The 12,348-nt window shown below is 61.3% G+C and carries 5 protein-coding genes; 1 reads left to right on the forward strand and 4 read right to left on the reverse strand.

Going from position 1 to position 12,348, the window contains the following annotated elements; translation table 11 throughout:
• Positions 1–5: 5 nt before the first annotated feature.
• Together KB449_RS24920 and KB449_RS24925 are read right to left on the reverse strand one after the other, a co-directional pair.
• Positions 6–881, reverse strand: a complete 876-nt coding sequence (locus KB449_RS24920) for a carbohydrate ABC transporter permease (protein ID WP_282910947.1) — start codon at positions 879–881, stop codon at positions 6–8.
• Positions 882–901: 20 nt separating this feature from the next.
• Positions 902–1,918 (reverse strand): LacI family DNA-binding transcriptional regulator, encoded by a 1,017-nt coding sequence (locus KB449_RS24925; RefSeq protein WP_282910948.1) that lies wholly within the window; start codon positions 1,916–1,918, stop codon positions 902–904.
• Positions 1,919–2,799: 881 nt separating this feature from the next.
• Here KB449_RS24925 and KB449_RS24930 point away from each other — a divergent pair.
• Positions 2,800–4,602: an alpha-glycosidase gene (locus tag KB449_RS24930; RefSeq protein ID WP_282910949.1), complete on the forward strand. Its 1,803-nt coding sequence runs from the start codon at positions 2,800–2,802 to the stop codon at positions 4,600–4,602.
• Positions 4,603–4,930: 328 nt separating this feature from the next.
• On the opposite strand, the gene KB449_RS24935 is transcribed toward KB449_RS24930, so the two are convergent.
• Together KB449_RS24935 and KB449_RS24940 are read right to left on the reverse strand one after the other, a co-directional pair.
• On the reverse strand, positions 4,931–6,964 hold the full coding sequence (locus tag KB449_RS24935; RefSeq protein ID WP_282910950.1) for an alpha-amylase family protein: 2,034 nt from the start codon (positions 6,962–6,964) through the stop codon (positions 4,931–4,933).
• Complete coding sequence (locus tag KB449_RS24940; RefSeq protein WP_282910951.1) at positions 6,954–12,341, reverse strand: non-ribosomal peptide synthetase; 5,388 nt, start codon at positions 12,339–12,341, stop codon at positions 6,954–6,956. Before KB449_RS24940 ends, KB449_RS24935 begins: the two co-directional genes overlap by 11 nt.
• Positions 12,342–12,348: the final 7 nt, after the last annotated feature.

The following is a 12,348-nucleotide window of genomic DNA, read 5'->3' on the forward strand; positions in this document are numbered from 1 at the left end:
GCCTCCTATTCCTTCTTTGTTCTCGTAGCCAGCGTCGTGATCGCGGTGAAGAACATGACGACGATAAAGATGCCGTAGGCGATAGCCGAACCGTAGCTGTAATCGAAGTTTTTAAATGCGGTCTCATACAAGTACATAATCATCGTTCGCGTGGAGTTGCCGGGACCGTCTCCCAGCATGAGCGGCGCGTCGAACAGCTGGAGCCCGCCGATGACGGACGTAATGAAGGTGAACAGCATGACCGGACGGAGCAGCGGCAAAATGATATGGCGAATGATGACGGGCTTCGTCGCCCCGTCCACTTCGGCGGCTTCGTACACTTCTTTGGAGATCCCTTGAAGGCCGGCGATAAAAATAATGAGATTAAACCCGAAGTATTGCCAGCAGATGACGCCCGCGACGATGATCCGCGACCACCATGGATTGTTGAACCAATTGACCGGATCGTCGACAAGACCGATGTTCATGAGCACTTTGTTGATGCTGCCCGTCTGCCAGTCGAACATAAGGCTGAACAGGACGCCGAGCGTAACGGGCGTGACGATGTGGGGGAAATAGAACACGGCCCGAAAGAAATGCTTGCCCCGGATGAAGCGCTCGTTCAGGATGAGCGCGAGCCCGAGCGCCAGGAGGATCTGCGGTATGATCGCCATCACCCAGATGATCAGCGTGCTGCCGATCGTCTGGAAGAAGAAGCTGTCGTGAATGAGCCGGGTATAGTTGGCGGCGCCGACGTACACAGGATCGCTGAAGCCGTCCCATTTGGTCAGGCTGAGGTAAAAGGTGTACAGGATCGGCGCCAGACCGATCAGCAGAAACCCGATAAAAAACGGCGCAATGAAAATGTAACCGTAGTAGGACTTGTTGATTTTCGTGTTCATGCGCATCAACCCTCTTTTAATTAAATAGAAGTCGGTCTGTCGCAAGAATCCCGGACGATCAGATGCGGCTTGAGCAGGCTGTAGGAACGGCTGTCCACACGCTCATATTCCCCCTCGATTCGGCGAAATAATCCCTCGGCCGCCAACATGCCGATCTCCTTGAACGGCTGCCGCACGGTCGTCAGCGAAGGGAATACCCACTCCGAGATCGAGATGTCGTCGAAACCGACGAGCGACAGCCGCGCAGGTACGCTGAGCCCTTGCTCCTGAATGGCCCGCAGCGCGCCGATTGCCGTCTCGTCGTTCGAGGCGACGACGGCCGTGAAGCCGCCTTCCTTCAGCAGCTGGCGCATCGCCTCGTAGCCTCCCTGATTGCTCCAGTCCGACTCCGCGATCCAGGCCGGATTCGCAGTCAGGCCAAGCGATTCCATGGACTGGCGGAAGCCCTTGAGACGGTACTTGCTCGCGCCGGCATGCGGCGGCCCCGCGATATACGCGATCTCCCTGTGGCCGAGACCGTGCAGGTAACTTACGATTTCTTCAAGGCCTGCAGCGTTGTCGACGTCGACCGACAAGAGACCCTCCATCTCGCCATGGTCTCCGACGAGCGCGATCGGATACGCCGAGTCTCTGAATTCCGCCAAGTCTTCCTCGGACCGCTTTTGGAAGCTGACCAGGATCAGCCCGTCAACCTGCCCCTCGTACAGCAGCGACAAAAATTCCCGCTCGCTGCCGTAGTTCGAGGTCCAGCTATAGAAGATGCAATTGAATCCTCTGCGGCCGGCGACGCTCTCGATTCCCCCGATAATGCCGGAGTAGAACACGTTCGAGATATTGTCGACGACGACGCCGATCGTATTCGTCTTATCCATCACAAGCCGTCGGGCATTGGCATTGCGGTGAAAATTAAGCTCGTTAATCGCACGGTCCAGCGCCTCCTGGGTGGCGCGTTTGACTTTTTGTCCGTTGAGATAGCGAGATACCGTGCTTTTTGAGGTGTTAGCCAATCTGGCTACGTCGTGAATGGTCGGTCCCATGAGTCGTCCTGCTTTCCGTAAAGTAATTCCCGGGATTCGGGACACGCTTGTTTCAGCGGATCATGAATTTCGGGAACGTTCCCAAAAAGAACGATAACATGAGATTATCAGATTCGCGAAGCGATGGCTATCTTATTTACCCACCCGACTTTCAGCTACATCAATCCATCTCAAAATACGTCCGGAGGCGCTCCCCGTCAGCCCTCTCCTTCGTGAAGATAGCCGGGAACCGGGTTCTTCGGAAAATGGCCTTGAGCCGGCTTCGGAAGCGAGCCTTAAACCGCCCCCTAGCGCAGACAGTTTTGAAACGGACTCATCCGCAAACAGCCTTGAAACGGTCTCTTTCGCAAACCGCGCTAATCCCTTCATAATGAAGCGCTTACTTTCAATCGTTATTTTTGGGAACGTTCCCATTAATGCTGTAAATAAAACCGTTTGCTTGAAACCGACTGCGCCCGGGTTGCATGCTGCCGGTGAACATTGACTCGTTCCTCCGACTTCTGTTCATAAAGCGCTAAGTTCGTGCCAGTCGTCCTTGCAAATGATTCAGATTTGGGAACGTTCCCAAAAAGTGAAGCGATCATTTATGTACTCATCTTAGTAGAGAGGCGCCTCTCTTGTCAACTCCTCTTCAAAAACTTTTTAACGATATCTCTCTACTTCCAACTCGCTTCAGCGAAACGAACGGTCCGGTCCGATCCGTCCCGTCTTCCGAGCCGACCGTATCCCCATCTATATCCACAAATGGTTATTGAACTCTTGAGAGCGCTATGATATGATGTAGGAAATTTAAAGGCAATGAAACTTTCGGGTTCAACCTCGTCTTCATCTGAGGTTGAACCCTTTTTGCGTTTACTTGCCGATTGAGGAGGCCTTTATCCATGATCCAGCTCGAAGCCGTCTACCATCGCATGGGACAGAACTGGTCTTACGCCTACGACGAAGACACGCTCCACATCCGCTTGCGGACCAAGCGCGGCGACGTCGCCAGTGTCGATCTGGTATGCGGAGACAAGTACGATTGGAGCAAGGCAAACGATAAGGTCGCGATGGAGCGTTGGTGCTCCGACGCCTTGTTCGACTACTGGCAGGCCGCAGTGAAGCCCAAGTATCGCCGGCTGGTATACTACTTTGCGCTGCATGACGAGGAAGAGACCGTTTACTTTCTGGAAAAAGGCTTTTTCGAGCAGCCGCCGACCGTAATGTATGAAGGCTTATTCGACTTTCCTTACCTTAATCCGCAGGACGTGCACATGCCTCCGGCATGGGCCAAGGAAGCTGTATTTTACCAGATCTTCCCGGAGCGGTTCGCGAACGGCGATCCTTCCATCAGTCCCGATAACGTGCTTCCGTGGGGCGGCGTGCCCACGCCGACCAACTTTTTCGGAGGGGATCTTCAGGGCGTCATCGACCATCTGGACCATCTGAGCGAGCTCGGCGTCAATGCCGTCTACTTCAACCCGCTGTTCGCCGCGACGACCAATCACAAGTACGATACGTCGGACTACATGCGTGTCGATCCTCAGTTCGGCACCAACGAGAAACTGAAGGAGCTCGTGGACGCCTGCCATGCGAGAGGCATCCGCGTCCTGCTCGACGGCGTATTCAATCACTGCGGACGCACCTTTGCCCCCTTCCTGGACCTGCTGGAGCATGGCCCCGATTCGCGTTACGTCGATTGGTTCCGCGTTCGTCAGTGGCCGCTTGGCGTGGTGGACGGCGTGCCGACGTACGAAACATTCAGCTTCGAGCCGATCATGCCGAAGCTCAACACCGCGAACCCCGAGGTGAAGGATTATCTGCTCAATGTCGGGCGCTACTGGATCGAAGAGGTCGGCCTCGACGGCTGGCGCCTCGACGTGGCCAACGAAGTCGATCACGAGTTCTGGCGGGAATTCCGCCGGGTCGTCAAGCAGGCTAATCCCTCCGCTTACATCCTGGGCGAGATTATGCACGATGCGATGCCTTGGCTGCAGGGCGACCAGTTCGATGCGGTTATGAACTATCCGTTCACGAACATTTTGCTGAACTTCTTCGCGCACCGCACGACCGATGCGCCGCGATTCGCGCAGGCAATCGGTGCGCAGCTGGCAAGCTATCCGCAGCAGATCATGGAAGTCGCCTTCAATCTGCTCGGCAGCCACGATACGGACCGCCTGTTGACCCTATGCCAAGGCGACAAACGCCGTATGAAGCTGGCCACGCTTTTCCAGATGACCTTCCAGGGCACGCCTTGCGTCTACTACGGCGACGAGATCGGCATGGACGGCGCGCACGATCCGCTGAACCGCAGATGCATGGAGTGGGATTCGACCAAGCAGGACCGCGATCTTTTCGGCTTCTTCCGCAGCCTCATCGCCCTGCGCAAGGCGCATCCCGCGCTGCGCGGCAGCGGCCTGGCGTTCGTGCCGATCGAGACGCAGCCCCAGGTGCTCGCTTACGAGCGCTGGGACGCGGATGAGCGATTCCTGATCGTCCTGAACAACCAGGAACAGCCGGTCTCGATCGATGTGCCTGTTGCGCAGCAGGTTAGCGAATGGCGCGACGCAATCACCGGCGCGGCCGTCACCGCAGGCGCGACGGGCACGCTGCTTGCAGAGCTGCCCGCTTACGGCTACGCCATCATGCAGTCGCCGACAGGTGCGTCGTCTGCTCTGGCCGTCGAAGCGAGCGCCGCCGAGTAAGACTGTCTGTGCAGCGCAGCCGCCGATGGCTGAAGCGTTTTGATCAGTCGGCGGGATGCCCATGGCATGACTCTGCCCAGCAATAGCGCCGGTTTAAAAAGCGGTACAGCCTTTACCGGCTGATACCGCTTTTTAACGTCGCAAACGAAAAGTGCATTTATGCGGCTAATTTCTTGCGCACAATGCCGATTTGCGCTTTTCGGCCCATTCGTACAAAGGCGCTTCGAGCCGATGGGTTCTAAGGGAGTTGCGCGTTTTTTCGTGTAACTCCCCACCCCGGCGGCGGGTTTTGCGGAGATTCCCGGGCATGCGAGAAAGCCCGAACCGACTAGTCCGTCGACAGCACGATCGCTTGACGCGGCCCCAGCCCGAAGCGATCTACGCGGCGACCGAGCTGCGGCGAATCCACCGCGCTATCGATGCATACTGTTAGTCCGCCGCGCTCTCCGACACCCCCGCTCCCCGACAACTCGGCCGCCGATAGAGATACCGGCATTTCCGTGCCCAGATTGAACACCGCAAGCACCGTTCCCGCCTCCGAACGATAGCCGTAAGCCACCACGTCATCCGGCGTATCGGGCGTGAAAAAGCGCTCCGGCTTCAAAAGCGGCAGCAATCGCTTGCGCGTCTCGGACAGCCGCTCGAGCAGATCGATCATCGGGCTCGGGTTGTTCCAGTCCATCATCATCTCGTGGAAGAACGCGCGCGGGATGTCGGCGCCGTCCGTGTTGTCCCCGAGCCCGCAATTCATCGGCTGCCGCTCGTTTAGCTCGAAGCCGGTCGCGATGAAAGGGATGGCCCGCGGCAAAAAGTGGTTGAACACCGCGATCATCCGCGCGAGCGGCGTCCCGCCCCTACTCGTGATGCGCGGCGTGTCGGCCGTCTCGGCGCAAGCGAACACATGTATGTCCAGCTCAGGCAGCTCCCGGACGTAAGCGAGCAGATTGTCCTTGCGGATGTCGGTCATCACGTTCCAGCCGCTGCCGAGCATGATATTGTAGCCGACGGCCGCCGCCTTGCGGTGATTGCGGTTGAACAGATCCTCGCTGATCAGCAGCGCATCCGGCCGGATCGAACGGATGGCGTCGAAGATCTCCTCAAGCAGCGGAACCGGGAGCACATGGCCGATATCGATGCGAAAGCCGTCGATCCCGTAACGCTCGAGATTAAACCTCGCGGCCGCCACCAGCAGGTTCCACAGCTCCCGATTCGGTTCCTTGCCCGGGTAGTAGTTGCATTTGATCGTGTCGAACAGCACGTAGGGCGGCTGATCTGCGCGGATGTAAGACCGGGCTGCCGGCGCCGTATCGCGGTACAATCGCCAGAACGTGATGTCCGTCCAGATCGGCTGCACGTCGTTGATCCAATCCGAGTGGGCGGGCGACGTCGTGATGCCCATCTCGGCCTCGACGAGCGTCAGCAGCTCCTCGCCGGTTTCCTCGGCCCGCGCTTTAAGCTTCTGCCAGAGCGCTTCGTCCAGGACGTTCGGCGGCTCGGAAAATTGCGCGAGAAAGTCCGCGGTCTCCTCGCTGCGATAGACCGTCTCCAGCTTGTCCGGCGTGCATTCCTCGAAAAAGCCGAGCTCCGGAATATGCGGCAGCCGGAACCCGTCCAGCGCCTCCTTACGAATCCAATACACCCAATCCGGGTGCGCTGCCAGCAGGTCGCTGTTGCGCGCGGTCACCCGCGGAATGAAATCGACGACAACCCGCATGTCCAGTGCATGGCAGGCTTCCACCAGGGCGGACAGTTCGTCGTGCAAGGTCAGCTCCGGCATGCCGTCCAGCAGCGGATCGTGCAGATTCGGGTCGAGCTCGAAGAGCGACTGCACCGCATAGGGTGAACCGATATTTCCCTTCAAGTGCAGCGTGCTGTACCGCGTCACCGGCAGCATATAGACGATGTTGACGCCCATGCGCTTGAGCAGCGGGAGCAGGAGCATGAAGCGCAGAAAGGTGCCCGACGAGATGCTGCCGTCGCCGGCGTAATCCCAGGCCGTCGAGTAACGGACAAGCGTGCTGTAAATGACGCTGTCGTCCAGATCGGCCTTGGGCGCCGTCGCGGCCTTGGCTGCGGCTGCGATTGCAGTCGTCCCTCTTTTAGCCGGAGCCGCCCCGCCTCCCGCCGTCTCGCGCGCCGATGCGACCTCGGCGGAGGCGTCGTGCCGAGCGCCCTCCGTCAGCCTGCGCAAATGCGCCGACATAAACGGGTAGGCATCGACCAGAATCTCGCCCGCCCGGCGTTCCGCGATGTTACCGTATCCGCACGTGTTCCACATTTCCGGCACCCAGATTTTTTCCCTGCCCTCCCCCTGTTCCGCCACATACTCCGCGATCCGCTGCAACGGCGCCTCAATCCGCATCGTAGCCGTCCCCTCTCCACGTATTTGCGGACCGGATGGCCCGCGCGCCTGTCATGAACCTTACGTTTGAAAATACCGTCGCATGGTCGGTCGGCTCCCATGTCTTCGAGAACAACCCGATCCGGGCGATCTCGTCCGGTGCGTCCAGCTCGAGCAGCAGCTCCCACGCCTCCTCGGTCCCGTGCCTGGCCAAAAAGCGCAATTTGCCCGCTTCCTCCGCCTCGATGCGCAGTTCGTGAACGGCATCCACCTCCGGCCTCGCGTACAGCTCGTAGTTGTCCGTGCGCTCCGGGTAGAACACGCCCAGCAGCTTGCGCCGCGCGCAGCCGAACATGATCTTGCCTTTCGTCTTGAATTTCACGATGATGCCGTTGTGGAAGCAGCCGCCGAACTTCACGTCGTTAACCGTCGCCGTCTCGAAGGCGAACGCTTCTGAAACGGGCGATAGCAGCAGCTGCGGCGCCTCGTCCTTCACGATCCACGTATCGTCGATGCGACCGACGGTGTGCACGATTCGAATTTGCTCGCCCGTCCGCTCAATCAATGTACCGTTCGGGTTGATAACTTGCAGCCGTCCGGTTCCATCCAGTTCAATCGCGTTTCCGTAGTCTCGCCCTTCGGCAGCGGCGGACACGGTCTGTTTCAACAGCAGCAGCGTCTCCTCGAAAAAGGCATGCTCCTCCGCCACGTTTCGCTCGATCTCCGGCATCAGGTCCGCAAAGCGGTACGTCCGCTCGCCGATGCGGTCGAACAGCGCGAGCCGGAGCGGTTCCCAGGCCGCGGCGATTTTTGCGCTGCGCGCCCGCAGCGCCCCGACGGCGGCGGCCTCGCCTCCAGCCTCTTCAAGCAGCTTGTACAGCAGCTCGTAATAGACGGATTTGTAGTTGGAGAGCGGGATCGCCTTGGCAAACCTCCCCGCATCCTGCCGCGTCTCCACCTCGATCGCAATCTCGCGCTCCAGGAAGCGAAGCGCCGATTCCCCGCGCCGCCAACGCTCCAGCTGTTCCCGATGATAGGCGAGCGACGACGCCGGAGAGACGGGCTCGTCCGTCGGACGGCTGAGCGACCATAAATAAGGTGCCGTCCCGTCCGCGCACCAATTGACGGCGTAGAGCCTGTTCATCTCGTACAGCCCGGCGAAGGGAATGACGAAGTCCCGGTAGACGGGACGCGCGCCGTCGTCGATATGCATATTGTCCAGCACGAACAGCAGGTCGCGTTTGGCGTCGTAGCCTTTAACGATAAAATAGTGCGTGTGCGGCTCGCTGCGATAATGATGCGAATAATACAGGCCGAACAGGTCGCCCGGCACGAGCGCCGGTTGTCCCCGATCCAGCGCTTCGATCAAAACCTCGCGCATCTCCGCCTCGCTGCTGTAGGAACGTCGGCCGAGATCGACGCCGAAGATCGGCTTCAGCGCTTTTTCGTACAGTTCGAAGAAGTCGGCATGCGGCTCGCTGCCGCGCTCGAACAGGTCCTCCTTCCAGCCGTCGGGGAAGAAGGTAAGACCGAATTGCACATGGAACAAAAACAGGTCGAAGGTTCCCGGCGCGAGCGAATCGAACAGGATGGCCATCGGCTTGGTGAAGCAGTTGATCTGTTCCCAGGTAAAATCGTCCCGGTTCGGCGCGACGCTGCCGAGCACGCGGATCGGCGAAGGCGCATGCATCGGCGAAGCGCCGGACTCGGCGACGGCGCGATAAGCAAAGCGTCCCTGGCGCATCCGCAGCAGCGATGCGAGCCCCGCCGGCGTCGGCTCGGCGTACAAATCCGATGCTTTGGCGGGAATGCCGCGCGCCTTGAGGAGCGCGACGGCGCGAAGCACATGGAGCGAGTGTCCGCCGTAAGCGAAGAAATCGTCGTCCAGCCCAAGCGGCTCGCCGGGCAGCAGCGACGACAGGCAGGCTGCGATCGTATGCGCCAGCGCGCGGTCGTCTTCGGTGTCGCTGAGCAGGAGCGGACCGGCGCCGTCCGGCTCGGAGGCGTCCAGGGCCGGACGCGCAGATGCGGTGGCGGCTTCGGATGCGGCGGCGTCCGGCGCCGCGGACTGGACGAGCGAGCCGGCGCCGTAATCTGCGATAGCGCGGGCTGCGGCGATTGCGCCGGATGCGGCAGATCCGGCAGGTGCGGCAGGTGCGGGCAGGGCAGATGCGACGGGCAGGGCAGTTGCCGCAGAGCCGGCAGTTGCTGCGGGCAGCGCAGGTGCCGCAGAACCGGCAGTTCCTGCGGGAAGCACAGGTGCGACGGGCAGGGCAGGTGCCGCAGAGCCGGCAGTTGCAGCAACGTGTGCAACCGCAGTTGGTGCCGCTCGCGTCGCTGGGGCCGCTGCGCCCGGCGGCAGGTCGGCCAACGCGCGGCGGTCGACCTTGCCGCTTGGCGTGAGCGGCAGCGCGGCAAGCTCCGCGAATGCCGCCGGGATCATGTACGCCGGCAGCCAACGCGCGGCGAACGTACGCAGCTCCGCCGGCGTCACCGGCCGCGAAGCCGTATAGTACGCATACAGCTCGCGGATGCCGTGCGCGTCCTCTCGGTCGACGACCGCCGCCATCCAGACCGCGTCGTGCGACAGCAGGCAGCTCTCGATCTCACCCGGCTCGATCCGGTAGCCGCGAATTTTGACCTGGCGGTCGATTCTGCCCAGGTGCTCGATCGTGCCGTCCGGCAGCCACCGGGCGAGGTCGCCGGTCCTGTAGAGCTTGCCGCCCGCGAGCGGATGTGCCGCAAACGCCCGGTCCGTCAGCTCGTCCCGGCCATGATAGCCCAGCGCGAGCCCAGCGCCCGCGATACACAGCTCGCCAGCCGTGCCGACAGGAAGCAGCTCCCCACGCCGATCCAGGATCAGCACCTGCGTATTCGCGATGGGCCGGCCTACCGTGATGCGCCGCCCCGCGGTCACTTCTTGCATCGTGGACCAGACGGTCGTCTCAGTTGGCCCGTACATATTAAAAAGCCGGGCCTCCGTCCGCTGTCGGAGCTGCGTCAGGAGCAAGGGCGGCAGCGGCTCCCCACCCAGCATCGCGACTTTCACGCCGCCGAGAAACGGCCCCCCAGCGTCCTCGTCCTCAAGCAGCAGCTGCATGCGAGAAGGCGTCATCTGCACGACGTTGACCCCGCTGCGCGCGATCAGCGATCGCAGTCGGTCCACGTCCTGAAGCTCGGACTCCGTAGCGAGCACGACCCGCATTCCCTTGGATAGCGGCAATAGGGACTCGGTGACAAAGATGTCGAAGGACACCGTCGTCACGCCCAGCACCACCGGCGCGTCGGGCAGCGGCAATGCCTCCGCCATCGCTTCGACGAAGTTGACGGCCGCGCCGTGCTCGATCATGACGCCCTTCGGCTTGCCGGTGGAGCCTGAGGTGTAGATGAGATAGGCAAGATTTTCCGGCACCGTTCTTAAGCCTGCATACCTACCTGCGGGGACCGCGAATCTGGAGACGGCCGGTCCTGCTGTATCCGGCTCGGTCTCCCGTTTAACGTCCTGTCCGGTCATCGGCCACGCATCTAACTCGACAAACGCAAGCTCGCCTTCCATCGCAAGCTTCCACCCGGCCGCACGGTCGCGCATACCTGCGGACACCAGCAGCCACCCGGCCCCGCTATCCGCCAGACTGTATGCGATCCGGTCCTCCGGATGCGCCGGATCGAGCGGCAAATAAGCGGCGCCTGCCTTAAGAATGCCGTAGATGCCCGCGAGCAGCGCCGGCGACCGCTCCGCCAAAATCCCGACGATCGTTCCCGGCCCCGCGCCGACCGCCCGCAGACGCGCCGCGATCCGGTCGGCGACTTCGTTCAACTGCTCATAGCTCACTGTGTATCCCGCGCACTCGACGGCAATCCGCTTGGGACTCAACGCCGCCTGCGACTCGAACAATCCGTGCAGCGTACGGCCCTCCGGATACGGCCGATGCGTATCGTTAAACGCCTCCAGCAGGCGAAGCGTCCGCCCGCTCGCCATCGGCAGATCGGCCAGCCAGCGCCCGCCGTCCGCAAGCATTCCGCCAAGCAGCGCCTGCAACGATTCCGCCATCGCCTCGATGCGCTGCGCGTCGAAGCAGGACTTGCGATACTTCAGGTCCACCGTAAACCCGCCATCCAACGCCCATTCGTGAACGACGACGTCCAGCGGATTCGTCTGGCAGCCGGCGTACAGTTCCCGCGTTTCCACGGCGTAACCGTCCAGTGCGCCGCGCGGCTTTGTATTATAGACATTGACCGTCACCTGGAACAGTCCGTCCAGCCCTTGCCTGCGAAGCTCCAGGTCTTGCGCCAGCAGATCGTACGGGTATTTCTGATGCGGCAAGCAGGCCCGCAGCCGGTCTTGAACCCGCATGACAAAGTCGTTTGCCGGTTCGTCCCCTTGAACTCGAATCCGCAGCGGCATCGTGCTCGCGAACATGCCGAACAGCCGCTTCTCCTCTCGTGTCGTCCGGTTGTAAACGGGCATGCCGACAACGAGATCGCCGGCGCCCGTATCGCGGTGCAGCAGCGTCAGCGCCAGCGCCGTGAACCATGCGTGAACGGACAGCCCGTACGCTTCGACGTGACGACGGACGGCGGCGCTCAATTCCGGATCGATGCGAAACGAATGCCGCTCCCCGGCAAGGCTGCCTTCGGCGAGCGGGTACGGCGGCTCCGGCAGCTCGGCGAACTGCGTCTGCCAGAAGCGCCGGTCCCGCTCGATGCGCGGCGAAGCGGCATATTGCCGTTCGCGTTCCAGCAGGGCGAAGTAGCCGGCGTTTTCCGGCTCGTCCGCGTCATCCGTCTTGACCGAACGCTCCGTCTCCCCCCGAAGGTCTTCCTTTCCGGCGTTTTCCCCTTCGCCCGCCTTGCCAGCCGTCTCTTCGCTCACCGATGCGTCCGACTCGTACAGGTCTGCGATCCGCTCAGACAGCAGTTGCACCGACCAGCCGTCCGCAATGGCGTGATGGAACCGGTACGTATATCCCGTACGCTCGCCATCCAGCCGGAACATCGCGAAGCGGAACAGCACTCCGTCCGTGAGCTGCATCGGCTCGGCTGCGCTCCTGCGCACGAATCGCTCGAGCTCGGCTTCCGGGTCCGCTTCGCCCGACAGATCGACGAGCGGAATCTCGTACGCCGGCACAGCCTTGTGCAGCCCTTGCATCATGCCGTCCGGCGTCTCGGCGAACGCGAGCCGGAACGCATCGTACGCGTTCACGAACCTACGTATCGCGCGCGCGAGCCGGTCAAAATCGATACTGCCATGGATAACGGAGGTGCAGCCCACCACATGAAGAGAAGTATCGGGGTAACGCTGCTCGACATAGCCGATCCGCTTTTGCGGGTGGGACAGCGGGACATCCGCCGCCGCAGCATAACCAACGGCAGCGTGCCTGGTCTCGGTATCTCGCATCTTTTCC

This window comes from Cohnella hashimotonis (assembly GCF_030014955.1).
GTDB classification, from domain to species: Bacteria; Bacillota; Bacilli; order Paenibacillales; family Paenibacillaceae; genus Cohnella; species Cohnella hashimotonis.